Origin of the sequence: Microbulbifer sp. ALW1, assembly GCF_009903625.1 — a bacterium.
Lineage (GTDB): Bacteria > Pseudomonadota > Gammaproteobacteria > Pseudomonadales > Cellvibrionaceae > Microbulbifer.
This window is the reverse complement of record NZ_CP047569.1, coordinates 4,381,867-4,407,245: the sequence shown is the minus strand read 5'-3', so window position 1 is coordinate 4,407,245 and position 25,379 is coordinate 4,381,867. Positions and strand designations below refer to the sequence as shown.

The window sequence follows — 25,379 nt, the reverse complement described above, 5'->3', positions numbered from 1 at the left end:
TCTTCCGACTAAATCAAATCCAACGGGGACGGGGACTATGACCAAGGTTGTATTCAATCTGAAAATGCTGGCGCCTATTGCGGCGGCGGTAATTAGCGTCAATGCTGGCGCACAGCAAGCCACTGAACAGGCAGCGGGAAAGCAGGGCGAGCTGATGGAGACTATCGTGGTCACCGCACAGGCCGCCAATGCCCGCAGTGATATCGAGCGTCAGCGCGACTCCAATAAAGTCGTTGCGGTACAAACCTCCGAGGCCATTGGCGAACTGCCGGATGCCAATGTGACCGAAGCCCTGCAGCGTATGGCTGGCGTTTTTATTGCCCGAGACCAGGGTGAAGGCCGCTTTGTCGGTGTGCGTGGTATTGATCCCAACTTGAACGCTTCTACCATCAACGGCATGAGCCTGCCGGCACCGGAAACCGACAGCCGTGCGGTGGCCCTGGACGTGATTCCGTCTGACCTGCTGGCGAGCCTGGAAGTCTTCAAGACCCTGACCCCGGACATCAGCGCCGACTCCATCGGTGGTGCCATTGAGATCAAGAGCATTAACGCACTGGATCACGACGGCCAGACATACAAGGTGACCGTAGAGCATGGCTACGGCGAGTTGCAGGGTGAAAATAGCCCCAAGCTGGCCGGTACCTACACCAATAAATTCGACCTTAACGGACGCACTCTGGGCGTTGCCATTGCCGCCTCTCATCAGGAGCGCAACTTCGGTTCCGAGAACGTGGAAACCGATGGTGTGTGGGAAGAGTTTACTGCGCTGGACGGGAGCGAAGGTATCACTGCTGCAGAAATCGAGCAGCGCGATTACACCGTTACCCGTGAGCGCACCGGTCTCGCCGCCAACTTCGACCTGGAAGTTTCCGAAGGCCATCAGCTTTATCTGCACAGCCTCTACTCAGATTTTTCCGACAGTGAGGAGCGCCAGCGCAATTCTTACAAGTTGGATGAAGAGAACGACGACCCGGATACCATTTCCGGTAGCGCGGTAATCTGGTCCGATGCGGCTTTGGAAAAGGAACTGAAAGACCGCTATGAAGAGCAGGAGATCCTGTCTCTGGTGGTCGGCGGTTCCCACGACTTGAACAACTGGGGTGTTGAGTACGCGCTGGGCTTCTCCCACGCAGAAGAGTCCGAGCCGCACCGCCGCGACACTACCTTCGTTCAGGAAGGTCTGGAACTGGGTTACACCCGCGCCGGTAAAATTCCGCAGATGGTTGCCAGCGGCAGTGCTCTGGATGCCGCCAGCTATGAGCTGGATGAGCTGGTGATCGAAGACAACTACACCGACGATGAAGAAGTCAGCTTCCGCATCGACATCCGTCGCGATATTGACGTTGCTGGCAAGCCGTCCGAGCTGAAGTTTGGTCTGCAGGAGCGTCGCCGCGAAAAAACCGGTGACCTGAATGCCACCGTATACGATGGCTTCGGCGGTGACTTCACCCTCGCAGACTTTGCCAACAACGGTATCGAATACGGCCTCGGTACCTTCGGTCCGGGCGTAAACAAAGCCGCATTGAACGCCTTTATCAATGCCAACCTCGCCGACTTCGACGTCGACGAAACCGATACTGCTCTGGATAGTGCGCGCGACTATGTGATGAACGAAGACATCACTGCGTTTTACGTAATGAACGACATTGATTTCGGCCGCGCCAACCTGGTTTACGGTGTGCGCTACGAAGCCACCGATTTTTCCGGCCAGGGCTACCGTGTAGCGGAATCCGGCGAAGCCATCCCCGGCTCTGAGGAAATCGCCGAAGACGTTTACGCTTCAGCCGTGGAATACCAGAGCGATTACAGCAAGCTGTTCCCGAGCGTGAACTTCAAGTTCGACTACAGCGAAAATATCGTACTGCGTGCGGCCTACACCGAGTCTCTGTCCCGTCCGTCCTTTGGTGACCTGAACCCGTCTCCGGCTGCCATCGAATACGATGAGGGCGAGCTGGAAGTGGAAGCCGGCAACCCGCTGCTGGACCCCTATGAAGCGCGCAACTTCGACGCTTCTTTCGAGTACTACGCTGACGCACTGGGCATGTTCTCCGTCGGTGCTTTCTACAAGCAGATCGACAACTTCGTGGTCACTGCCGACGTGGCCAGCACTGCAGACTACAGCATGTATGTGGGAAGCCTGGCAGTGGAAGAAGCGGAAATCTTCCAGCCAATCAACGGTGACAAAGCGACCCTGACCGGTGCCGAACTGTCCTGGACCCGTGGATTCGACAACGGTTTCCTGCTGCGTGCCAACGCCACCATGACCGACTCCGAAGCGAGCCTGGGCCTGGGTGCAGACACTGAACGCAGTGACAAGATCGCACTGCCTTCCCAGGCGGATCTGGTGGCTAACTTCATCGTTGGCTACGAGCGCGACGCCCTGAGTCTGCGTCTGTCCACCGCCTACAAAGGCGAGCGCTTGCTGGAAGTGGATCTGGAAGACGAAGCCTTCGACCTGTATGAAGACAACCACATGCAGGTAGATTTGTCCGCCAAGTACCGCTTCGAAAACGGCATGCAGGTGTTCTTCAATGCGGTCAACCTCACCGACGAACCTTTCTACGCCAACCGTCGCGGCTATAACGGCCAGTACGAAGAGTACGGCCCTGCCTACGTGCTGGGTGTCACCTACAGCACTTTCTAAACCTGGGGCTAGACACGGTCTCATCTGATTGAGGCCTGGGCAGCAAGCCCGGAGCGCTTCTGGATCACCCAGAGCGCCCGGGCTTTCTGCTATTTTTTTATATAGGATTCATTGGTCATCTGTTTGCCATATTCCGGTCACACCTGTGGCGTATTTTGACGCGGCATGTGGTCCCAGATTGCAGGTCTCGACAGCAGACAAGCTGGGCCCCGGAAGCAAGCGGAACAATTGCGAAACGAAACTGTTATGGCGTTCAAAACCTTTTATAAAGTTGCAGCCGCTCTGGCCACCGCCGGTGTGTTAAGCGCCTGCGGCCCCCAGATTGAGAAAACCGCCGCGGAACCAAAGCGGATTACCTCGCAGCAGCAACTTGCTCTAACGGATGTGGTCTCCAGTCAGCTGGCACCACTGGCGCTTGGCGGCAAGGATTACCTGCTGCTGGCCAGTGAAAAGCGCGGCCTGGTGCTGGTCACTGGCGAGGGCGAAGAAAAACTGGCACTGGATGGCGGTACCGTCGAGCGCTTTGCGTTGCAACAGCTGGCCGATGACAGCTGGTTGATCGCGGTCTACGACGAAGACGGCGCTGAATTGCAGTTGCGCCTGCTGGACGTGGAAGACGGCAGCCCGCGCATTCGCTACCTGGCGTCCATGGCCACCACAGCGCCGCAAGTCGCCATGTGCTTTTCCCGCCAGGCGGGGCGGACCCACCTGTTTGCCATCGATGAAAATGGCCTGGGCCACGAATATGTGGTGCATCCCCGGGAGCAGGCGTGGGAGTTTACCGGCCTGCGTCCGCTGTACTTCGGTGAACAGGTGTCCTCCTGTGTGGTCGATGACCGCAGTGGCAAGCTGCTGGTAGCTCAGCCGCCCCTGGGAATCTGGAGCCTGAATGCGGACGCGGAAATGGACGAGGCGCGCGAAGTCTTCGTCGCCGCCAGCGAATTGCCGGCGGGCGAGTTCGGCGGCCTGTGGCTGGACAGCAGCAGTGGCAACCTGTGGCTTACCGGTGGTGAGAAGGTACTGGCGTTCAATATCAATGCACCCGGCCAGGGCCCGCTGTTTGTCGAAGCGCTGGCGGACATTGAGCCGGTTTCCGCGGCGGTGCAGCAGGGCGCATTACTGGCGCTGGAAGAAGAAAGTGACCAGGTGCACCGCTTTGCAGTGACCCTACCGGAGCCCGCGGCGGAAATGCAGGCATTCCGTAGCCCAGTGGAAATACCGCGGGTACGTGCCAGCGGCCAGACGGCACCGGTGCAATCCGGGGGCGATGCCGCCGACGACCCGGCAATCTGGGTCAACCCGGTCAACCCGTCGGCCAGCCTGATTCTGGGGACCGACAAGAAAAGTGGTCTCAGCGTCTACGATCTGAACGGCAAGCTACTGGAGCACTTTGCGGTGGGCCGCGTTAATAACGTGGATCTACGGCCGATGCAGCACGGCAAATTTGTTGCCATCGCCGCTGCCACCAATCGCACCGATCCCGGTGTCAGCCTGTTCGGTATCAGCGCTGCCGGTGAAGTGGAATACCTGGGCCTGCGCAATCTGGAAATGGACGACCCCTACGGGCTCTGTGTTTACCGCAAGGGCGCGGACCTGATGACCTGGGTGTCGGATAAAGACGGCGCCGTGCAGTTACTGCAGATAGTGCCTGGCACGGGCAATGTGGACTGGAGTCTGGAAAAAGTTGCCACACTCCAGGTTGAGAGCCAGGTGGAAGGTTGTGTCGTCGATGATGAGAAACAGATGTTGTTCTTCGGCGAAGAAGACGGCGGCATCTGGCGCCTGGACATTGCCGCTTTCCTCAGTGGTGAAGCCAAGCCGCAGCTGATCGCACCGGTGGATGGCGAGCGCCTGGCGGCGGACGTGGAAGGCATGGGCCTCTATCACGCGGGCGACAAGAGCTACCTGGTGGTGTCCAGTCAGGGTAATAACAGCTATGCGCTGTTCAGCCGCGACGGCAGCCAGTTTGTGGGCCACTTCAAGGTGGACATCAACCTGGATAAAAACCTCGATGGCAGCTCGGAAACCGACGGCCTGGAAGTTTCAAGTGCGTCGTTCGGCAGCCAGTACCCGCAGGGCTTGCTGGTGGTACAGGACGGCCGCAACCGCATGCCGAGCCAGACGCAGAACTTCAAGCTGGTATCCTGGGCGGACATCGCCGAGACCCTGCAGCTGAAGTAAGCCGACCCCGGGGAGGGTTTTCTCTCCCGGGCAATATGCGAAAATCCGCCGGAATCATTTCCCGATCCGGCGGATTTTTTTATGCAGCGCGTACCATCCTCTCTCCTCTCCGATTTTTCCCTTTCCCGTATCGCCTTTGGCCTGTGGCGGCTGACGGACTGGAACTACTCTCCATGCGAGCGTCTGAGCCTGTTTGAGCAGATGCTCGACCTGGGTGTTACCACTTTTGACCTGGCGGATATTTACGGGGATTACCGCTGCGAGCAGTCTTTTGGCGAGGCACTGAAGCTGAAGCCGGAACTGCGTGCGCGCATGGAAATTGTCAGTAAGTGCAGTATTCGCCTCGCCGGCGCCGCCTCGGGTGCGCGTATCAATCACTACGACACCAGTGCGGAACACGTGCGCGGTGCGGTGGAAACCAGCCTGCGGGATATGGGTGTCGAGCAGATGGACCTGTTGCTGTTGCACCGCCCGGACCCGCTGATGGATGCGGATGCGCTGGCAGGCGTACTGGAGCAACTGGTGGCCGAAGGCAAGGTAAAACACCTCGGCGTGTCCAATTTCCTGCCGCATCAGGTAGACCTTTTGCAGTCGCGCTTGTCGCTGCCACTGGTGGCAAACCAGATTGAAGTTTCCCTGCTGCATTCCCAACCCCTGTTCGACGGCCAGCTGGATCATTGCCAGCAGCACCGGATCATTCCCATGGCCTGGTCGCCATTTGCTGGTGGACGTTTATTTACCGGCGAAGATACGGATTCCGCGCGCGTACGAAGCGCTTTGCAGGCATTGTGCAAAACCCGCGGATTGAGCGAGGAGAATGGCACCATGCAACTGGCACTGAGTTGGCTGCTGAAGCACCCTTCTCAGATGGTGCCGGTATTGGGAAGTGGTAACCCGCAACGACTGGTTGCGGCTCTCGCTGCTCTGGAAATGGAATTGGATCGGGAAGAGTGGTTTGAATTGCTGCGCGCTGGGCGTGGGCGGGATGTGGACTGATTTGAGCGGCGGTGGTAGTTCTTCTAAAACAGCCCGGTGGCGCAATGGCACCGGGTGTTTGTTTTTGAAACCGCTGTAAATACATCCCTGTACGCTGAGTCGGCGACGTCTCTGTCGCCGACGCTTTCAAAAACAAACACCCGCCACCCTTGCTTCAATTTGAAGCTATTTACTTCGTAAGCGTTGGTTGGTCGAAGTAGCTGAGGTGGAACTGAAGACGTTGTCGCCGGGGAAAGTTTGCGGGACCGTCTGCGGCCTGGATGGCCGCAGCCGAGCCCCCAGGGATGGGTTAACGGGGGGGCGCCTAGCTCGTGTCCCGCAAACTTTCCCCGGTGACAGCGTCGCCACCGAAAGGAGATTCGAAGTAAATAACCTCGCGTGCCGGGAGGCTATCCCGCGTAGGCGTTCTCTGGCACCAGATCGTAATTCACATCTCCGAGATCAAACTGTTCCAGAGGTGCGAGTTGCATGGGCACGCGGTAGCAGCGCAGCAGTTCGCCATTGCGACGATCCATTACGGCCAGGTCATGGCCGGCTATGCTGTGCAGCAAGCGGTCAAATTCAGTTACCGCTGAGGCAATCAGGGTTTTGTATTCCAGCTCGTCACCCAGCTTGATGTAGCGGGCATCGCCACCGGCTTGCTCGATGCGCAGCCAGCCCGGGCCACGCTCGGCGCCGGAAACGCCCAGCACCAGGGGGCCCAACTGATCCTGGCACAGGGGCGCCAGATCGTGCACCGAAGGTTCGGCTTCAGATTCCAGTCCAACCCACACCCAGCCCGGAAGACCAATGCGGGTCAGGTGCCACTCCGAAAGCCATACGGTCTGGTCGTCGTCCACCCGGAACTCACTGTATTCCTTCTGGCCGCTACCGCTGGTGAGACTCACATTCGCATCGGGGTTTTCTTTGCGGAAACTATTTAGCTGCTGGGTCATCTCGTAATTGACCTCCCAGTGCTTTTGCAGTCGCCACTGCATCGGGTACTCGCCCCATTCCACCAGGTATTCCTCACGCTCGCGCAGGGTTTCTGCCACGCGCCAGAAAGCGCCATCGATCAGGATGCAGGTATCACCCGGCTTGCTGCCGGGGGCGATGATGCTGTGTTCTGGGGAAGCTTCAGAGGCGTTGACCACATGCTCGCTGCGGCCCTCGATCACCTCGTACCAGGGAAAGCCGTGGCGCAGGGGGGGCGGGAAGGCGAGGGGAGGGCGGCCCGCCAGCAGGCGGCGAAAGAGCACCGACTTCTCTATTTCCAGATCAGACAGGGTATAGCCTTCTTTTTGAGTGATCTGCCCCCAGGCAAAGGCTGCCCTTACTAGTTGTTTTTCTCTATCTGAAAAGCTCATTGGTCGGTGTCTAGAAATTATTCGATTACCAAGCGACCGCAAACCTTACCACTGTGCGCCGCAGGGCGCCACGGATATTCCCCGCAGGGCCCGCAAGACGTGGGCGGGCGCGGAAAAAGTCCGGTAGACTGGGCGAGTTTCGTATCCCGTCAGGTGAGTACAAGGTGAAAAATAAGGAAGCTGTGTTGGATTCAAGGACGTTATCCCCCAAAAGCTCGCATGCGAGCGGTAGGCGGCCCGGCAGGGCAGTGGCAGTGGTTGCTAAATCTCTTCAGGTAAGGCCTGTATGGTCTCTAAGGTCACTTACAGGGCTGGCCCTACTGGTCGCCGCCTTGTGCGGTTCCGCGGCAAGCGCGGATGACCGCTCCCAGGCCGCGCAAGCCTGGCAGGCTCCCGCGAGTGAAGCCTGTTACGCCGACGGCTGGGCAGAGTCCCTGCGCTGTTACCAGATCCCGGTGGACGATGCCGGTGAGGTAGCGCTGTCGGTGCTGGTGGCGCCGGCGCTGAACAGTGGCCAGCAAGAGCCGCTGTATCTGCTGGCCGGGGGGCCGGGGCAGGCGGCCAGTGATCTGGCGCGGTTGCTGAACCCCCTGCGCAAACTGAACCGGGGGCGGGATATTGTGATGGTAGATCGCCGCGGCGGTGGCCGTTCCGATGCGTTCGACTGCGGCCTGAAGGAAGATGTGCCGTCAGACCTGGATCAGTTTTCCCGCCGTTTGGCCGAGTGCTATGCCGGTGCTGGTGAGCGCCCGCTGACCATCAACAGCCGCCAGACAGTTGAGGATCTGGAAAGCGTGCGCCAGGCGCTTGGGCACCCACGGATTTCTCTCTGGGGAGGCTCCTGGGGCACGCGCACCGCGCTGCTGTATCAGCAGTGGTATCCGGATTCCCTTCAGAGTCTGGTGCTCGATGGCGTGGCGCCAATAGACACCAAGGTATTTCTCGCGGCCGGTGCTGCGGAGGCGGCGCTGCAGGAATTGCAACTTGCCTGTAGCCAAGACCCGGCATGCGCAGGCTTCGGAGACTGGCGCCGCCAGCTCGACGTGCTGCTGGCGAACTGGAGTGAAGAGCAGGCGCGCGCTTTTCCCGATCCCATGACCGGCCGACCTTCTGAGGAACCCGTGGAAGCCTGGGTACTGGCCAGTGCCTTGCGCACGGCGCTGTACGATCCGGCCTCTGCGGCGCAACTGCCTTTTGCCATCACCGAAGCGAGCCGCGGCAACTATGCGCCGCTGTCCGGCATTTTTGGCCTGTTTGCAAAAATGGAAGGCGCCATGTCCATGGGGCTTACCTTCTCGGTTGCCTGTGCCGAGGAAATGAATCGGATTAGCGCTGCGGATATTGCCGAAGACACCGCTGGCTCTTTTGTTGGTGATGCCTTCATTCGCACTTTTGTGAAAGGCTGCGATGTGTGGCCGGTACCGGCGCGCCCCTACGACAAGCCCGAAGAGCGCGGTCATCCGGTGCTGCTGATTTCCGGTAGCGCCGACCCCATTACCCCACCGCTGTATGCCGAGCAACAGCTCGATTATCTGCCGAATCGGCAGCATCTTGTGGTACAGGGGGGGGCCATATCAATTCCGCGCGGGGCTGTATGCCCGACCTGATTTTGACGTTTCTCGATCACCCGGGCGAAAAACTGGATGGCAGCTGCCTGGAGGACATTCATCGTCCGCCGTTTATGGTTGGTGCCTATGGCCCGGCGCTGATGCCCGAGCCGGTGGTGCCGGAAGCGGAATCCATTCTTGCGGCGGATGACTCGGCTGACCGTCACCCGACGAATACTGGCGAAGAGCAAGGACCTACCGGGGATATGCCGGTGCAGGGCGACCAGGAGGTAGCGGACAAATGATCCGGATTGAAAACATCAGCAAGTCGTTCGGTGCGACCCCGGTACTGAAAAACCTCAACTTTGATGTGCCCGATGGCCGTATTACCGCATTGCTTGGTGCCAATGGCGCCGGCAAAACCAGTTGCCTGCGGATTATCTGTGGTCTGCTCAAGGCGGATTCCGGACGGGTACTGGTCGGGGATGCGGATCCTGCGCAGGACCCCATGGCGGCGCGCCGGCAGCTGGGTGTGGTAGGGGATCGCGAGGGGCTCTATGAGCGCCTGACGGTGCGCGAGTACCTGGCGTCTTTTGCTCAGATGCAGGGGCTGGGTGGCGCAGAATTGGTGGATGCGCTGAGTGCTGTGCGCGAAGAGCTGGAACTGGAAGCGCTGTGGGACAGGCGTATGAAGGGCTTCTCCCAGGGGGAGCGAATGAAGGTGTCCCTGGCACGGGCACTGGTGCATCGTCCTCCGCACCTGATTCTGGATGAGCCCACACGCGGCCTCGATGTACTGGCGGTGCGGCTGCTGCGCAAGACGCTGCTGCGGCTGCGGGCGGCGGGCACCACCATTCTTTTTTCCAGCCATGTAATGCCGGAAGTGGCCGAGTTATCCGACCGGGTACTGGTTATGGCGGCGGGGCAGATCGTCGGCAGTGGCACCCCGCAAGAGCTGGCCACAGAGACCGGCTGCGATAACCTGGAAGACAGTTTTGTCGCGCTGGCCTATGGGCAGCGCCCGGCAGCGGAACAGGGAGAGCCCGCATGAGTACCAACAATTTGGCGCAACAATGGATGCAGGGCTGGAAGCGGATGGCACCGCTGTTGCGCAAGGAACTGCTGGAAGCCTGGCGTGACCGACGCGCCTTGCTGATGGCCGTGTGCTTTTCGTTGTTGTTTCCCGCGGCACTGACCGGGGGCATGGTGTTTATCGCTAAAAAGCAGACCCAGGAAGTCACGCGGGTGGCACTGCTGGGAGCGGAGCGCGCACCCTTGATCCAGCAGCAGCTGCAGTCGCCCGACCTGGAAATTGAGGTGCTGGATAGCGGCGAGCCCCGTGACCTGCTGGCCGGCGATTACGATCTGGTGCTGGTGGTCGCGGAGGATTTCGCCCGCCGTTACCAGGAGTTTCGTGCGCCGCGGCTGTACCTGTACCTCAACAGCTCGGATACCAGCAGCGGGCGCGCCCAGCGCGACTTGCAGGAGCGCCTCGGGGAGCTGCAGCAGATGGTGGTCATCCAGCGGTTGTCTGCACGGGGCGTAGCACCGCAGCTGCTGGCGCCCTGGCAGCTGGAAACCCGCGACGTCAGCACGCCTTCGAGCCGGGGCGCGTTGATACTCGCCACGGTGCCCGGACTGTTGATCATGACGCTGTTTATCGCCTGCCTGGCAACCTCGGTGGACAGTTCTGCCGGTGAGCGCGAGCGCCTGAGTCTCGAAACCCTGTTGCTGCAGCCGATTCCTGGCTGGCAGATCATAACTGCAAAAATGCTCGCCGCGGCAAGCCTCGGTTGGCTGGGGGCGCTCTTGGCCATTGGTGCCCTGGTCGCATTGATGCCGGTGATGCCGCTGGCGGAATTCGGTATTCAGCAGGCCACAACGCCGGGCAGTGTTGTGGCCATGGGGCTGCTACTGTTGCCGTTGGCACTGCTGGTGGCGGTGCTGCAGATACTGCTGGCACTGCGTTCGCAGTCTTTCAAGGACGCCCAGACCCAGCTGAGCATTTTCCAGATCGCGCCGGTCATGTTGTTGACGATACTGGATATCGCGCAGGTCAAACTGGCGGATAGCTGGCAGTTGTTGCCCATGATTGGCCAGCAACAGTGGTTGAAAGGTTTGCTGGTAGGCGATTCGGTTTCGCCGCTTTGGATGCTGGCGGGCTCCGCCGTTACCCTTTTACTGGTAGCGGCGGCTGTTGCTTTTGGCGCGCGTGCTTTGCAGCGTGAAAGCCTGTTGTCTGCGGCGTGAGCCGCATTAGCATTGAATTCTGGGGATGACTGCGGCCATGACTGAAGACGAGTGCGAAGGGGTCTTGAGTATTGATCTGAGTGCCATCGCTGGGAATTACGCCCGGATGCGTGGCCGGCTCAGCGCCCGCAGCCGCTGCGGTGCTGTGGTCAAGGCCGATGCGTACGGACTGGGTATGGCGCGCGTCGCCCCTGTTTTGTACCAGGAGGGTTGTCGGGACTTTTTCGTTGCCACCCTCCGTGAAGGGGAGGCGCTGCGGGTACTGGTTGCGGATGATGCGCGCATTTTCATTCTGACCGGTGTCCGTCCGGGCTTTGAGCAGCGCTGTGTTGCCGCACGCCTGATTCCGGTGCTGGTGAGCGTGGCTCAGCTGCGCGCCTGGAGCGATGTCGCCGGAACCGGAATGGCGGCGGCGCCCTGTGCACTCAAGCTGGACTCCGGCATGACCCGTCTGGGAATGGGAGCGGCAGAGTTTAACCAACTGCTTCAGACGCCGGCGCTGTTGCAACAAGTCAACCTGCAACTGGTTCTCAGCCACCTCGCCTGCGCCGATGAACCCGGGCACCCGCAGAATGCGGCGCAACTGGCGTTTTTCGACGACGCAGTTTCCCGGTTGCGCAAGCTGTGCCCGCAAGTGGAGGCCAGTCTGGCCAACTCCGCGGGTATTTGTCTCGGAGACGCCTACCATTTCGATCTGGTGCGCCCCGGCTGCTCGCTCTACGGCGTGAACCCGGAGCCGGGAACAAAAAATTCCATGTCTGCTGTGGTTAACCTGCGTCTGCCGGTGCTGCAGCTGCGCCAGGTCGATGGCGATAGCTGGGTCGGCTACGGTGCAACCCAGTCGGTGACAGCCGGCAGCTGGCTGGCTGTGGTGAGGGGCGGCTATGCAGATGGCATGCTGCGCTCCCTGAGCGGTTGTGGACACGGCATGGCGGTGGTCGGCGGAGAGAAAATCCGGGTGCCCATTTTGGGGCGCGTTTCCATGGATACCACAGTGTTTGATATTTCCGCGCTCAGCCCTTCTCAGCGTGGTCAGCTGGGGGCCATTGAGGTTCTCGGGCCTGAGCTGGGTGTCGATGATATGGGCGCGGCCGCGGGTACCATTGGTTACGAAATTCTCACCGCCCTGGGGCGCCGCTACTGTCGCCGCTATCTCTGAGTTCCGGCCCCTGATCGCTGACTTTTAGCGCAGTCACACACGTATTTCGATTTGATGCCAACTTCCGGAGAAATGAATTTGGTCCCGCGTAATCCCGTCAACCCTGTCACTGGCACCGTCGAACCTTTACGCCCGCTGCTGAATCTGCTGGCGGATGGCGAAGTCCATTCCGGTGAATCCCTCGGTGAAGCACTGGGGGTGAGTCGGGCGGCCGTCTGGAAACAGCTGCAAAAACTGGAGCCGCTGGGGCTGCAGGTCGAGTCCGTAAAAGGGCGCGGCTACCGCTTGCCCGGTGGACTGGACTTGCTGGCGGAGAGCGATATTCGACGCCACCTTGCCGGGGATACTGGCGGATTGTTGTCGCAGATACAGATTTTCGATCAGGTAGATTCCACCAATGCCCGTCTGCTAAGTGCGCTGGATGCCGGTAGTGGGCACGGCCTGGTGATGCTGGCGGAGCAGCAGACTGCCGGGCGCGGTCGGCGTGGCCGCAGCTGGGAAAGCCCTTTTGCTTCGGGTATCAGTATTTCCATCGGGTGGCAGTTCAGCGGCGGCGTTCAGTTGCTGGAGGGATTGAGTCTTGCGGTGGGGGTGGCGCTGGTGCGAGCGCTGGCGAAATTCGATGTGCCGGACCTGCGCCTGAAATGGCCGAATGATGTCTGGTGTCGTGGGCGTAAGCTTGCCGGGGTATTGCTGGAGTTGAGTGGCGACCTCACTGACCGCTGCGCGGTAGTGGTGGGGATAGGGCTGAACATGCATTTGCCGGCAGCGGCTGCCGAGGCCATCGGCCAGCCCTGGATTGATCTGGCGGAGGTGCGTCCTGGCATTTCCCGCAACGCTCTGGTCGCTGCCTTGCTCGATGAGCTACTGCCAATGCTGTCCGACTATGCCGGTGCCGGTTTTGCACACTGGCGTGAGGAGTGGTTGGCGCTGGACCAGTTTGCCGGCGCTGATGTTTGCGTACAGTCTGCCCAGCAGCGCTGGTGTGGAATCGCCCGTGGGGTCGACGCAAGTGGCGCGCTGTTACTGGAAATGGATGGCGAGCAAAAAGTATTCCATGGTGGTGAGGTATCGTTGCGGGCTGCCGGGCAGAATCCAGGGCCGGGGGCGGGGCAAGAGCCGATAGGGTCGGGTGACAAAACTTGAGTATCAGTACCATTCTTGAGCTGGATCAGGGGAATACCCGTTGCAAGTGGCGATTGATTTCAGCGCCTGCGGAACGCGAGCAGCCCGGAATTATCGCCCGCGGCGCTTTCGCTCCGGGAGACTGGTGGGATGCAGAAGAGCTGCCCGCAATCTGGTTTGAGCGCCCGCCGGCCAGGGTGCGTATTGGCAATGTGGCAGGGCCGCGTGTCGAGAGCGGGATTGCCAGTCGCCTGCACGCCGCACTGGGTGTGGAGGTAGAGTTTGCGCGGGTCGCGGCCGAGTGTGGCGGCGTTCGCTGTGCTTATTCGGAGTATTCACGGCTCGGCGTGGATCGCTGGCTTGCTGTCCTGGCCGCTTTTCGGAGGCATCCATCACCGGCACTGGTGGTCGACTGCGGCAGTGCGGTGACGCTGGATCTGCTGGGCGGGGATGGGGAGCACCTGGGGGGCTATATAGTCCCGGGTATTAACCTGATGCGCCGTGCCCTGTACAGCGATACGGATGCGGTGAAAGTGGCGGCAGTCCATGAAGAGGGTATGTCACTGGCGCCCGGCTGCGATACCGAGAGCGCGGTCAACCGGGGGCTGCTGCTGATGGTGCTCGGTGCCATTGAGCGCACCTACGATGGCCTTGCGCACCAGTGTGCAGTCACAGGGTTGCCAGTGCCGCGGCTGTTGTTCACCGGAGGGGATGGGGCTCTCGTGGCGTCTCTGTGTGACCGTTCGGGGGAGTGGGTTGAGGATCTGGTGATGGAGGGATTGGCGCTGACCAATCCCTGGCCCCGCTGAAATCCCTGAGCTTGTACCTGAGTTTGTATAACCATCGGGCGCATCCTGTGCGCCAGTAGATGCCGGAATCTTGGGTAAGCCGCTAAAATGCGCGCCTTGTTTATCTATGATCGTAACAACCTGTTGATCGAAAAATATGCGCTGGATTTTCCTCTTGTTAGTGGTTGCCAATCTTGGGCTTCTGGGATGGTTTCTTACCGCGGAGCGGTCTCCCTCAGCGGTTACCGTATCTGCTGCGGGCTCCGATGACGCTGCGGGTATCACCCTGGTGGACGAAGCTGACCCCGACAGCCTGGTGCAGCCGGAAGCGCCTACAGCCAATGCTGCCAGGCCGCCGGTAGTCTCCGGCGGTGTAGATTCGCCACGTACGACGCCAGCGAGCCCTTCTGAGCCGCTGTGCACACTGGTGGGACCCTTCGGTGAGGCTTATCAGGGAGAGGATGTAGCCAGGCGTTTGCAGGCGCTCCAGGTGACGGCGGCCTTGCGCGAGATCGAGATGCAGGGGCAGATGCGATACTGGGTATACCTCGCTCCGCTAAATTCCTCCCAGGAAGCATTTCGCAAGTTGCGTGAATTGCAGGCGGCGGGAATCGACAGCTATGTTATACCCAAGGGGTCGCTGGAAAACGGTATCTCATTCGGGATATTTTCCGAGGTTGAGCGCGCCCAGGCATTGGCTGAAGAATTGAAAGAGCGCGGGTTCCGCGCGCAATACCGGGAGGAGCCACAGACCTATCTCGAGCGATGGGTGGTGGTGGATGGTGACGCAGAAGGACAGATCGCAGAGGCTTTCTGGGAGCAGTTGCAGTTGGACTATCCAGAAATCGACCGGCGCCAGAACCTTTGCAGCGAGATTCGCGAGGCCGGTGACGAGTAGTTTGGCGAACAATTTGGCGTGCTTGGGCGCGGTTCCCGGGCCACGGCTTGGAGGGATTTTTGCCGGGACAGCGGCGAGGTGAAGAAAAGCGACAATAGCCTGTTGCTTGTCAGGATCACTTCCCCTAGAATCCCGCCTCCACTTCAGGGGGTGTCAACAAACCCGAAGTGGTGAGAGCCCTGAGAGGGGTTCAAACAGAGATGCTGGCGTAGCTCAGTTGGTAGAGCAGCTGACTTGTAATCAGCCGGTCGGGGGTTCGACTCCTCTCGCCAGCTCCATCTCTTTCCTGTTTTGCAGGCTGCTGAAGAAAATCAGTTAAGTGTGTGAAATTAAAGGAAAAAATTGTTGACATCGAAATGGTTGCTGTAGAAAATACGCACCGCTTTCGAGCAGGGGTTCCCGAGTGGCCAAAGGGATCAGACTGTAAATCTGACGCGCAAGCTTCGGTGGTTCGAATCCACCCCCTGCACCATTATTCAGATGCCTATGTGCTGGCATCGAAGGCAGAAGAGGTTGTTTGGTCTTCTGTTGTTGAAGGTTTCGCACGCGGTATGCGGGCATAGTTCAATGGTAGAACCTCAGCCTTCCAAGCTGATGATGCGGGTTCGATTCCCGCTGCCCGCTCCATTCGATTGTGTGGAGCCTTAGTTGGCAAAAGTTTGGATTGCAAGGTTTTGTCAAAAGGTCATTCGGTTTGTTCCGGATGCATTGCAAGCGGCCCCGCTTGCGGCTCGGCAGGTTTGTCGAGTCAGGAGTAAGCTCATGTAGCTCAGGGGTAGAGCACACCCTTGGTAAGGGTGAGGTCGGCGGTTCAAATCCGCCCATGAGCTCCATTATTCGTAACCGCGGTGACTTGTGTCTCCGCGGTTATTTGTATCCGGGTTTTGTGTCTTTCGCTGTCCCCGGGTGCATTGGTTCCCGAGCAGGCCCCATGGGGTGCGCGGGGGCTGTTCTTACGTAAAGTCGCTAGTTCGGCTCACGCTTATATTGGGAGGCCCGCAATGGGAAAAGAAAAGTTTGAACGTTCCAAGCCCCACGTAAACGTGGGCACCATCGGTCACGTTGACCACGGTAAAACCACCCTGACTGCTGCGCTGACCCGCGTATGTTCCGAAGTATGGGGCGGCGCTGCCGTTGCCTTCGACGGTATCGACAATGCACCGGAAGAGCGTGAGCGCGGTATCACCATCGCCACCTCTCACGTTGAATACGAGTCCCCGACCCGCCACTACGCACACGTAGACTGCCCGGGCCACGCCGACTACGTTAAAAACATGATCACCGGTGCTGCTCAGATGGACGGCGCTATCCTGGTATGTGGCGCGACTGACGGCCCTATGCCGCAGACCCGTGAGCACATCCTGCTGTCCCGTCAGGTAGGTGTACCTTACATCGTAGTATTCCTGAATAAAGCTGACCTGCTGGCAGAAGACTGTGGCGGCGCTGGTTCTGAAGAATACGCCGAGATGATGGAACTGGTAGAGATGGAGCTGCGCGAGCTGCTGGATCAATACGAATTCCCGGGTGACGACACTCCGATCATCGCTGGTTCTGCCCTGATGGCACTGAACGGTGAAGATGCAGACGAAATGGGCACCAGCGCTGTTAAGAAGCTGGTAGAAACCCTGGACGCCTACATCCCTGAGCCTGAGCGTGCTATCGATCAGCCGTTCCTGATGCCGATCGAAGACGTGTTCTCCATCTCTGGTCGCGGTACCGTAGTAACCGGCCGTGTAGAGCGTGGTATCGTTCGCACTGGTGACGAAATCCAGATCGTTGGTATCAAAGAAACCACTTCTACTACCTGTACTGGTGTGGAAATGTTCCGCAAGCTGCTCGACGAAGGTCGTGCTGGTGAGAACATCGGCGCCCTGCTGCGCGGCACCAAGCGTGACGAAGTAGAGCGTGGTCAGGTACTGGCGAAGCCGGGTTCCATCACTCCGCACACCAAGTTCGAAGCGGAAGTGTACGTACTGTCCAAGGATGAAGGTGGTCGTCACACCCCGTTCTTCAAGGGCTACCGTCCGCAGTTCTACTTCCGTACCACCGACGTAACTGGTGCGTGTGAGCTGCCGGAAGGTACCGAGATGGTAATGCCGGGCGATAACGTTCAAATGACCGTTACCCTGATCGCTCCGATCGCCATGGAAGATGGTCTGCGCTTCGCGATTCGCGAAGGTGGCCGTACCGTTGGTGCTGGCGTTGTAGCCAAAATCATCGAGTAATCGATGCATTGAGTGCGGTCGTCAATATGAATTGGCGGTCGCGCTTGCAAATGTGGGGTTGGATGGTATGATCCGCCCCTCATTTTTTCCGGTAGTGACGCAGTTTGCTTCCGGAAGTGTTCCAGGCCAGTAGTTCAATTGGTAGAGCACCGGTCTCCAAAACCGGCTGTTGGGGGTTCGAGTCCCTCCTGGCCTGCCAAATTTCAGATGTCCGCAAGGAGCCTGAGTTTAGGCTATCCTGTACTGCTGTCGCTCTTTGCGGTCGTTGGCAATAAAGGCGCCTTGCAGTATCTGGCGCACTAAAGGCTTCTCTGTATGAACGCTAAAGTAGAGGCGAAAACCTTTCGTCTTGACGGCCTGAAGTGGCTGCTGGTGGTGCTGCTGATTGGCGCCGCTGTAGCGGGCAACTCCTACTACGCCGAAATCCCCCTGTTGTATCGTGTGCTGGCAATCGTTGTGCTTTGCCTTGGTGCTGTTGCCGTGGCGGTGCAGACCGAGAAAGGCAATGCCTTCTGGAATCTGCTGCGCGAAGCTCAGAATGAAGTGCGTCGGGTAGTCTGGCCGAGTCGCCAGGAGGCCACTCAGACCACCCTGATCGTGGTGGTGTTTGTGCTGCTGATGGCGGTCATTCTGTGGGCGTTGGACTCCGGTCTCGGTTGGGCCGCCTCCAAGATTATTGGCTAAAGGTTAATCCATGGCAAAGCATTGGTATGTAGTTCAGGCCTACTCCGGCTATGAGAAGCGTGTGAAGACTTCTCTGAAGGAGCGCATTGAGCTACACGAAATGGATCACCTCTTTGGCGAGGTTCTGGTGCCCACCGAGGAAGTGGTGGAAATGCGTGCCGGCCAGAAGCGTAAAAGCGAGCGCAAATTTTTCCCTGGCTATGTGCTGGTGGAAATGGAATTGAATGATGATACCTGGCATCTGGTGAAAGAAACGCCGCGCGTGCTGGGCTTTATTGGTGGTAAGGCGGACAAGCCTGCGCCGATTACCGATCGCGAAGCTCAGGCAATCCTGAATCGCATCGATGACTCTGTTGACAAGCCCAAGCCCAAGACGCTGTTCGAGCCGGGTGAGATGGTGCGTGTCATCGACGGTCCGTTTAATGATTTCAACGGTGTGGTCGAAGAGGTCAACTACGAGAAGAGTCGCCTGCGGGTGGCGGTGTTGATCTTCGGTCGCTCCACTCCGGTAGAGCTGGAATTCGGTCAGGTAGAAAAGAACTGATTTCGAGCTGGAAGGATTCGGCCCTCTTTCGTTTCGGCGGAAGAGGGCTTTCGCGTCCCTGAAAACCCTGTTGGGCTTTTGCCTGGCGAGGCGGGACAAAGCAGGGGAGCTGAGCGTTGCACGTTTGTATGAGTGTACAGCGCAGGCGCTAATACCCAGTTAAAGAGGAAGCTGTAATGGCTAAGAAAATAGAAGCTTACATCAAGCTGCAAGTGAAGGCCGGCCAGGCCAACCCGAGCCCCCCCGTTGGTCCCGCACTGGGTCAGCACGGTGTGAACATCATGGAGTTCTGTAAAGCGTTCAACGCACAGACTCAGAACCTGGAGCCGGGCCTGCCGGTACCAGTAGTGATCTCTGTATACAGCGATCGCTCCTTCACCTTCATCATGAAGTCGCCGCCCGCCGCTGTACTGCTGCGCAAGGCTGCCAAGATCAAGAGCGGTTCCGGCCGTCCGAATACCGACAAAGTTGGTAAAGTGACCCGCGCTCAGATCGAAGAGATCGTGGAAATGAAAAAAGCTGACCTGACTGCTTCCGATATGGACGCAGCGGTGCGCACCATCGCGGGTTCTGCGCGCAGTGCCGGTATCGAAGTGGAGGGTCTGTAAGTGGCTAAATTGACCAAACGTCAGCGCGCAATCGCTGAAAAACTGGAAGCGGGTAAAGCATACGGTTTCGACGAAGCTGTAGCGCTGCTGAAAGAATTCTCCAACGTGAAGTTCGCAGAGACTGTTGATGCCTCCATCAACCTCGGCATCGATCCGCGTAAGTCCGACCAGGCTGTTCGCGGTGCCACCACTCTGCCGCACGGTACTGGTAAAACCGTTCGTGTTGCCGTGTTCACCCAGGGTGCCAACGCCGACGCCGCTAAAGAAGCTGGTGCCGACCTGGTAGGTATGGATGAGCTGGCCGCTGAAGTTAAAGCGGGCAAGATGGATTTCGACGTGGTTGTAGCTTCTCCGGATGCTATGCGCGTTGTTGGTCAGCTGGGTCAGATCCTCGGCCCGCGCGGCCTGATGCCGAACCCGAAGACCGGAACCGTAACCCCGGACGTTGCGACTGCGGTTAAGAATGCCAAGGCTGGTCAGGTGCGTTTCCGCGCTGACAAAGGCGGCATCATTCACGGCGGTATCGGTAAAGTTGGCTTTGACGCCAATGCACTGAAAGAAAACCTGGAAGCACTGGTAGCTGACCTGAAAAAGGCCAAGCCGGCTTCCGCGAAGGGCGTGTATCTGAAAAAGATCACCCTGAGCACTACCATGGGCCCGGGTCTGACCATCGACCAGGCTACTCTGGACGTTAAATAATCTTCCGAGAATTGAATTCTCTGAAGGTTAACAACGTTCAGTAAAAAGAACTTTGGGGTTCGCCACTTTACCCGGGTTTTATTCCAGGCAGGGTGGCGGGTCGTCAAAGACCGTAGGTGTGGCGAGTATTTGAGGTTTAAATGCGCGCTGCTTAATCCATTCTCCGACCAGGTTGGTCATTCGGTGTCAAACCGAGGAGAGCGAGCCTACGCAGACGGTGTGCCCAAACCAGTATTTTTACTGGATTTGAGCTTTAAGCACCGGAACGGATCGGGGTCATGATGTCCCGATCTTTTTTCAAATCCAGGAGTGACACTATGGCTATTGGACTCGTAGACAAGAAAGCGATTGTCGCGGAAGTCCAGCAGGCTGCTGAGGGTGCTCTGTCTGCGGTCGTTGCGGATTCCCGTGGCGTAACCGTGAATGACATGACTGCCCTGCGCAAAGAGGCTCGCGAGAACGGCGTTTGGTTGAAAGTCGTCCGCAATACTCTGGCGCGTCGCGCTCTGGCCGGTACCGAATTCGAATGTCTCATCGAGAAATTCGTCGGTCCCAGCATCATTGCCTTTTCCAACGAACATCCGGGTGCCGGCGCGCGCATCCTGAAAGAGTTCGCCAAGGGCAACGACAAGCTGGAACTGAAAGGTGCCGCCTTCGAAGGCGTAGCGACTGACATCGCTTTGTTGGCAAGCCTGCCGACTTACGATGAAGCAATCGCGAAGCTGATGAGCTGCATGAAAGAAGCCTCTGCTGGCAAACTGGTTCGCACTATTGCGGCCGTTCGCGACCAAAAAGAGCAGGAAGCTGCATAAGGGTTTCGCAAACGCGAAGCGGCAGTTTTCACTTTTTAATGAATATACGAGCAGTTTCCTGCTCACACGAAATCAGGTACTAACTCATGTCTCTGACTAAAGAAGATATCATCAATGCGATCGCTGAAATGTCTGTTAAGGACGTTGTTGAGCTGATCGAAGCTATGGAAGAGAAGTTCGGCGTAACCGCAGCTGCTGCAGTTATGGCTGGCCCGGCTGGCGGCGAAGCTGCAGCTGAAGAGAAAGACTCTTTCGACCTCGTTCTGGCTTCCGCTGGCGACAAGAAAGTGAACGTGATCAAAGCGGTTCGCAGCATCACTGGTCTGGGTCTGAAAGAAGCGAAAGCTCTGGTTGACGGCGCTCCGAGCACCGTTAAAGAAGCTCTGTCCAAAGACGACGCTGAAGCAGCCAAAAAAGAGCTGGAAGAAGCTGGCGCTACCGTAGAACTGAAGTAATTCGGTTTTACACATCACCGCCAGCAACCGCAATTCGTGGGGCTGGCGGAAAGGCTGGTGGACTTTTGTCCGCCGGCCTTTTTGCCGTTTGCAGCATCGGGCTTTTGAATGCTGAAAAACGGTCCAAATCGTGAAGTTTGCGCACAGGGCAGTATGGTTTTTAACCGCCTGTTAAAAGCGTAGTGCATTGTGCAGAGACTTCCCGCCCGGACGGGTTGCGTACTGTCAGAAATCTGACCGCATCTCTACTGAAGTCTTGTCATTGATCAAGCTGGGGAATATGAATGGCTTACTCATACACTGAGAAAAAACGTATCCGCAAGGATTTTGGCAAATTGCCTAAGGTCATGGACGTACCTTTCCTGCTTGCGATACAGCTGGACTCGTATCGCAAATTTACTCAGGCCGACACGCGCCCAGACGAGCGCCTGGATATCGGTCTGCAGGCGGCGTTCAAGTCTGTATTTCCAATTGTTAGCTATTCCGGTAACGCCGCGCTCGAATATGTGAGCTATACCCTCGGCAAGCCGGCATTTGATGTGAAGGAATGTACCCTGCGTGGCGTGACTTACGCTTGCCCGCTGCGTGTGCGTGTACGCCTGATCATTTACGATAAAGAATCTGCCAATAAGTCCATCAAGGACATTAAAGAGCAGGAAGTGTACATGGGCGAAATTCCGCTCATGACCGAAAACGGTACCTTCGTTATTAACGGTACCGAGCGTGTAATCGTATCCCAGCTGCACCGCTCCCCGGGTGTATTCTTCGATCACGACAAGGGCAAGACCCACTCTTCCGGTAAGCTGCTGTACGCCGCGCGGGTAATTCCTTACCGCGGTTCCTGGCTCGATTTCGAATTCGACCCGAAAGATCTGGTCTACGTGCGTATCGACCGTCGTCGTAAATTGCCGGCGACTATTCTGCTGCGCGCCCTGGGATACAGCTCCCAGGAAATGCTGGAAATGTTCTTCGACACCAGCAAGTTCACCCTGAATGACGACACTGTCAGCCTGGAGCTGATCCCGTCGCGCCTGCGCGGTGATGTTGCCTCCTTCGACATCAAGGACGGCAAGGGCAAAGTGATCGTGGAAGAGGGGCGTCGTATTACCCCGCGCCACATCCGTCAGCTGGAAAAGGCTGGTGTGGAAACCCTGGAAGCACCGCTGACCTACCTGAACGGCCGTGTTCTGGCCCAGGACATCATCGATGAGTCCACCGGTGAAGTGGCGGTAGAGGCGAATAGCGAAATCACTGATGAAGTGGTTGCCAAGCTCAAGGTCATGAATGTCAAAGACATCGAGACCCTGTACACCAACGACCTCGACTGCGGTCCGTTCGTTTCCGACACCCTGCGCGCTGATCCTTCCCGCACCCAGCTGGAAGCACTGGTAGAAATCTACCGCATGATGCGCCCGGGCGAGCCGCCCACCAAGGAATCTGCGGAATCCCTGTTCGAGAATCTGTTCTTCTCCGACGAGCGTTACGACCTGTCTGCAGTTGGTCGTATGAAGTTCAACCGCCGTTTGAGTCGCGAAGACGAAACCGGTGAAGGCACCCTGAGCAAAGACGACATCGTCGATGTTCTGAAAACCCTGATCGAGATCCGCAACGGTCGCGGTATGGTCGACGATATCGACCACCTGGGTAATCGTCGCGTACGTTCCGTGGGCGAAATGGCCGAAAACCAGTTCCGTGTGGGTCTGGTACGTGTCGAGCGCGCGGTGAAAGAGCGTCTGTCCATGGCGGAATCCGAAGGCCTGATGCCGCAGGATCTGATCAACGCCAAGCCGGTTGCCGCTGCGGTAAAAGAGTTCTTTGGCTCTTCCCAGCTGTCCCAGTTTATGGACCAGAACAACCCGCTGTCAGAAGTTACCCACAAGCGCCGTGTATCGGCTCTTGGCCCGGGTGGTCTGACCCGCGAGCGCGCGGGCTTCGAGGTGCGCGACGTGCACCCGACCCACTACGGCCGCGTATGTCCGATTGAAACGCCGGAAGGGCCGAACATCGGTCTGATCAACTCCCTGGCGACCTATGCCCGCGCCAACCACTACGGCTTCCTGGAAAGCCCGTACCGCAAGGTTGTCGACGGCCAGGTGACCGACCAGATCGAATACCTGTCTGCGATCAACGAAGCCAACTACGTGGTTGCACAGGCTTCCGCTGCGGTGGACGAGAACGGTCGCTTTACCGATGACCTGGTCAGCGTGCGTTACCAGTACGAATTTACCCTGAAGACCCCGGACGAAATCCAGTACATGGACGTGTCCGCCCGTCAGGTGGTATCCGTTGCTGCGGCCATGATCCCGTTCCTGGAACACGATGACGCCAACCGCGCATTGATGGGATCGAACATGCAGCGTCAGGCGGTCCCCACCCTGCGTGCTGAAAAGCCGCTGGTAGGTACCGGCATGGAGCGCACCGTAGCGCGCGACTCCGGCGTGTGTGTGGTAGCGAAGCGCGGCGGTGTGATCGAGCGTGTTGACGCCAGCCGTGTTGTTGTTCGCGTGGCGGACGATGAAGTAGAAGCCGGTGATGCGGGTGTGGATCTGTACGGTCTGACCAAGTACACCCGTTCCAACCAGAACACCTGTATCAACCAGCGCCCGATCGTGAAGACCGGTGACGTGGTTGAGCGTGGCGATATCCTGGCCGACGGCCCGTCCGTTGACCTGGGTGAGCTGGCACTGGGCCAGAACATGCGCATCGCGTTCATGCCCTGGAACGGCTACAACTTCGAGGACTCCATCCTCGTATCCGAGCGCGTGGTACAGGAAGACCGCTTCACCACCATCCACATCCAGGAACTGACCTGTATTGCCCGTGACACCAAGCTGGGCAGTGAGGAAATCACCGCGGATATCCCCAACGTGGGCGAGTCTGCGCTGAACAAGCTGGACGAGTCCGGCATCGTGTACATCGGTGCGGAAGTGGGCGCTGGCGACATTCTGGTCGGTAAGGTCACCCCGAAAGGTGAAGCCCAGCTGACTCCGGAAGAAAAACTGCTGCGTGCGATCTTCGGTGAGAAGGCCTCCGACGTTAAAGACACCTCACTGCGCGCGCCTTCCGGCACCCGCGGTACCGTGATCGACGTCCAGGTCTTCACCCGCGACGGTCTGCAGAAAGACCAGCGTTCCCTGGCGATCGAAAAAGCCCAGCTGGACGAAGTGCGCAAGGACCTGAACGAAGAGTACCGTATCGTTGAGGGCGCGACTTTCGAGCGTTTGGCAGCGGCACTGGAAGGTCAGGCAGTGGCCGGTGGCAAGGGCGTCAAGAAAGGTGACGTGCTGAATGCTGAAACCCTGTCCGCGCTGCCGCGCGAAGACTGGTTCAAGCTGCGCATGGCCGAAGAGAGCCTGAACGAGCAGTTGGAAAAAGCCGAAGCCCAGCTGAAAGAGCGCCGCAAGCTACTGGACGAGCAGTTCGAAGACAAGAAGAAAAAGCTGGAATCCGGCGACGACCTGGCACCGGGCGTACTGAAAATCGTCAAGGTGTACCTGGCGATCAAACGTCGCATCCAGCCCGGTGACAAGATGGCCGGCCGTCACGGTAACAAAGGTGTTATCTCCGTGATCAAGCCGGTTGAAGACATGCCGTACGACGAAAACGGTGAGCCGGTGGACGTGGTTCTGAACCCGCTGGGTGTACCGTCTCGTATGAACGTCGGTCAGGTACTGGAAATGCACCTGGGCATGGCGGCGAAAGGTCTCGGCGTGAAGATCGATCGCATGGTCAAAGAAAAGCAGGAAGCGGAGAAAGTACGCGGCTTCCTGGAAGAGGTGTACAACTCCACCGGTGGCCGTGTTGAAGACCTGAACGAGCTGACGGACCAGGAAGTTCTGGCCATGGCCGAAAACCTGCGTCGCGGTGTGCCGATGGCGACTCCGGTATTCGACGGTGCGGCAGAGCCTGAAATCAAGAAACTGCTGCGTCTGGCGGACATTCCGGATTCCGGTCAGATCACCCTGTTCGACGGCCGTACTGGTGACTCTTTCGAGCGTCCGGTCACCGTGGGCTACATGTACATGCTGAAGCTGAACCACCTGGTAGACGACAAGATGCACGCGCGTTCTACCGGTTCCTACAGCCTGGTTACCCAGCAGCCGCTGGGTGGTAAGGCGCAGTTCGGTGGTCAGCGATTCGGTGAGATGGAGGTGTGGGCACTGGAAGCATACGGTGCCGCCTACACCCTGCAGGAAATGCTCACGGTCAAATCCGATGACGTTGAAGGTCGTACCAAGATGTATAAAAACATCGTGGATGGCGACCACCGCATGGAGCCGGGCATGCCCGAATCCTTCAACGTACTGGTTAAGGAAATCCGCTCGCTGGGTATGAACTTCGAGCTGGAAAACGAGTAACACTGGTATCAATCGGATTTAGTAGACAGAGGCCGGTGGCGGCGATTGCGAATCACCACC

General features: G+C 58.4%; 20 protein-coding genes and 5 tRNA genes. 24 read left to right on the top strand and 1 reads right to left on the bottom strand.

The window, feature by feature from the left end:
* Positions 1 to 37: 37 nt before the first annotated feature.
* The 3 genes from GRX76_RS18195 (at position 38) to GRX76_RS18185 (ending at position 5,821) form a co-directional block, all read left to right on the top strand.
* Complete coding sequence (locus GRX76_RS18195) at positions 38 to 2,644, top strand: TonB-dependent receptor (RefSeq protein ID WP_160154578.1); 2,607 nt, start codon at positions 38 to 40, stop codon at positions 2,642 to 2,644.
* Between the two features lie 246 nt (positions 2,645 to 2,890).
* Entirely contained in the window at positions 2,891 to 4,825 is a 1,935-nt protein-coding gene (locus GRX76_RS18190; protein WP_160154577.1) for a phytase, read from the top strand.
* Positions 4,826 to 4,906: 81 nt separating this feature from the next.
* Positions 4,907 to 5,821: an aldo/keto reductase family oxidoreductase gene (locus tag GRX76_RS18185; protein ID WP_160154576.1), complete on the top strand. Its 915-nt coding sequence runs from the start codon at positions 4,907 to 4,909 to the stop codon at positions 5,819 to 5,821.
* A gap of 389 nt (positions 5,822 to 6,210) precedes the next feature.
* Here GRX76_RS18185 and GRX76_RS18180 read toward each other — a convergent pair whose 3' ends face one another.
* Entirely contained in the window at positions 6,211 to 7,167 is a 957-nt protein-coding gene (locus GRX76_RS18180) for a hypothetical protein (RefSeq protein WP_160154575.1), read from the bottom strand.
* Between the two features lie 332 nt (positions 7,168 to 7,499).
* On the opposite strand from GRX76_RS18180, the gene GRX76_RS18175 reads away from it, so the two are divergent.
* The 21 genes from GRX76_RS18175 to rpoB all read left to right on the top strand — a co-directional run bounded on the left by GRX76_RS18175 (position 7,500) and on the right by rpoB (position 25,319).
* Entirely contained in the window at positions 7,500 to 8,774 is a 1,275-nt protein-coding gene (locus GRX76_RS18175; RefSeq protein ID WP_236250461.1) for an alpha/beta fold hydrolase, read from the top strand.
* Complete coding sequence (locus GRX76_RS19320) at positions 8,762 to 9,019, top strand: hypothetical protein (protein ID WP_236250460.1); 258 nt, start codon at positions 8,762 to 8,764, stop codon at positions 9,017 to 9,019. Before GRX76_RS18175 ends, GRX76_RS19320 begins: the two co-directional genes overlap by 13 nt.
* Positions 9,016 to 9,765, top strand: a complete 750-nt coding sequence (locus tag GRX76_RS18170) for an ATP-binding cassette domain-containing protein (RefSeq protein WP_160154574.1) — start codon at positions 9,016 to 9,018, stop codon at positions 9,763 to 9,765. The genes GRX76_RS19320 and GRX76_RS18170 overlap by 4 nt, the downstream gene beginning before the upstream one ends.
* Positions 9,762 to 10,964: an ABC transporter permease gene (locus GRX76_RS18165; RefSeq protein ID WP_160154573.1), complete on the top strand. Its 1,203-nt coding sequence runs from the start codon at positions 9,762 to 9,764 to the stop codon at positions 10,962 to 10,964. Before GRX76_RS18170 ends, GRX76_RS18165 begins: the two co-directional genes overlap by 4 nt.
* A 37-nt stretch (positions 10,965 to 11,001) precedes the next feature.
* Positions 11,002 to 12,123, top strand: a complete 1,122-nt coding sequence (alr, locus tag GRX76_RS18160; RefSeq protein ID WP_160154572.1) for an alanine racemase — start codon at positions 11,002 to 11,004, stop codon at positions 12,121 to 12,123.
* 72 nt (positions 12,124 to 12,195) lie between these two features.
* A complete protein-coding gene (gene birA, locus GRX76_RS18155; RefSeq protein WP_160154571.1) occupies positions 12,196 to 13,269 on the top strand; it encodes a bifunctional biotin--[acetyl-CoA-carboxylase] ligase/biotin operon repressor BirA in 1,074 nt (357 codons plus the stop codon).
* Positions 13,266 to 14,057: a type III pantothenate kinase gene (locus tag GRX76_RS18150; protein ID WP_160154570.1), complete on the top strand. Its 792-nt coding sequence runs from the start codon at positions 13,266 to 13,268 to the stop codon at positions 14,055 to 14,057. The genes birA and GRX76_RS18150 overlap by 4 nt, the downstream gene beginning before the upstream one ends.
* A gap of 136 nt (positions 14,058 to 14,193) precedes the next feature.
* Positions 14,194 to 14,934 (top strand): SPOR domain-containing protein, encoded by a 741-nt coding sequence (locus GRX76_RS18145; protein WP_160154569.1) that lies wholly within the window; start codon positions 14,194 to 14,196, stop codon positions 14,932 to 14,934.
* Between the two features lie 202 nt (positions 14,935 to 15,136).
* A tRNA-Thr gene (locus tag GRX76_RS18140) sits at positions 15,137 to 15,212 on the top strand.
* Between the two features lie 111 nt (positions 15,213 to 15,323).
* A tRNA-Tyr gene (locus GRX76_RS18135) sits at positions 15,324 to 15,406 on the top strand.
* A gap of 81 nt (positions 15,407 to 15,487) precedes the next feature.
* Positions 15,488 to 15,561: transfer RNA gene (locus GRX76_RS18130), tRNA-Gly, on the top strand.
* A 131-nt stretch (positions 15,562 to 15,692) separates the two neighbouring features.
* A tRNA-Thr gene (locus GRX76_RS18125) sits at positions 15,693 to 15,767 on the top strand.
* 168 nt (positions 15,768 to 15,935) lie between these two features.
* Positions 15,936 to 17,159, top strand: a complete 1,224-nt coding sequence (tuf, locus tag GRX76_RS18120; protein WP_160154560.1) for an elongation factor Tu — start codon at positions 15,936 to 15,938, stop codon at positions 17,157 to 17,159.
* A 123-nt stretch (positions 17,160 to 17,282) separates the two neighbouring features.
* Positions 17,283 to 17,358, top strand: a tRNA-Trp gene (locus GRX76_RS18115).
* A 116-nt stretch (positions 17,359 to 17,474) separates the two neighbouring features.
* A complete protein-coding gene (gene secE / locus GRX76_RS18110; protein ID WP_160154568.1) occupies positions 17,475 to 17,843 on the top strand; it encodes a preprotein translocase subunit SecE in 369 nt (122 codons plus the stop codon).
* A gap of 10 nt (positions 17,844 to 17,853) precedes the next feature.
* Positions 17,854 to 18,387: a transcription termination/antitermination protein NusG gene (gene nusG, locus GRX76_RS18105; protein WP_078083382.1), complete on the top strand. Its 534-nt coding sequence runs from the start codon at positions 17,854 to 17,856 to the stop codon at positions 18,385 to 18,387.
* A 176-nt stretch (positions 18,388 to 18,563) separates the two neighbouring features.
* Positions 18,564 to 18,995, top strand: coding sequence for a 50S ribosomal protein L11 (gene rplK / locus GRX76_RS18100; protein WP_160154567.1), 432 nt, complete (start codon positions 18,564 to 18,566; stop codon positions 18,993 to 18,995).
* Positions 18,996 to 19,694, top strand: a complete 699-nt coding sequence (gene rplA, locus GRX76_RS18095) for a 50S ribosomal protein L1 (protein WP_160154566.1) — start codon at positions 18,996 to 18,998, stop codon at positions 19,692 to 19,694.
* Between the two features lie 317 nt (positions 19,695 to 20,011).
* A complete protein-coding gene (gene rplJ / locus GRX76_RS18090; RefSeq protein WP_160154565.1) occupies positions 20,012 to 20,506 on the top strand; it encodes a 50S ribosomal protein L10 in 495 nt (164 codons plus the stop codon).
* 86 nt (positions 20,507 to 20,592) lie between these two features.
* The gene (gene rplL / locus GRX76_RS18085) at positions 20,593 to 20,961 is read left to right on the top strand and encodes a 50S ribosomal protein L7/L12 (RefSeq protein WP_160154564.1); all 369 of its coding nucleotides are present in this window, start codon (positions 20,593 to 20,595) and stop codon (positions 20,959 to 20,961) included.
* 284 nt (positions 20,962 to 21,245) lie between these two features.
* Complete coding sequence (rpoB, locus tag GRX76_RS18080) at positions 21,246 to 25,319, top strand: DNA-directed RNA polymerase subunit beta (RefSeq protein WP_160154563.1); 4,074 nt, start codon at positions 21,246 to 21,248, stop codon at positions 25,317 to 25,319.
* The last annotated feature ends 60 nt before the right edge of the window (positions 25,320 to 25,379 follow it).